Below are 287 nucleotides of genomic sequence, written 5' to 3'. Positions count from 1 at the left end.
CTCCGCGACCTGATCCTCCGGGAGCTTGCCTTTGATCGACTTCATGTATCCCTAAGGAATGAATTAGCGCTGTATCCAATTGAGCCACGGATTTCCGTACCTTGAGGTACCCAAGATACGTCTTCTTGTCGAATGAGGTGGGCTGGAGTCGGAATGAGTGCACGACGTTATTGACAGACGAGGCGCCATCCTCGAGAGCCTCTCCTGCTTCTTCCGCGGAAGGGTTTGCTCCTATGACCGTATCAGCACATTCTCGACCCGCCTGCAGCAAGCGTACCGATATCAAC

General features: G+C 53.7%; 1 protein-coding gene. It reads right to left on the bottom strand.

Annotated elements, in window-relative coordinates; all coding sequences use genetic code 11:
- The coding region (locus tag K6753_RS14875) for a translationally-controlled tumor protein (protein WP_223677179.1) at window positions 1–271 on the bottom strand (271 nt) is incomplete at its 3' end.
- Window positions 272–287: the final 16 nt, after the last annotated feature.

The sequence above is a fragment of the Novilysobacter selenitireducens genome (assembly GCF_020026895.1).
Lineage (GTDB): Bacteria > Pseudomonadota > Gammaproteobacteria > Xanthomonadales > Xanthomonadaceae > Lysobacter_C > Lysobacter_C selenitireducens.
This window is presented reverse-complemented; position numbering and strand designations above follow the sequence as displayed.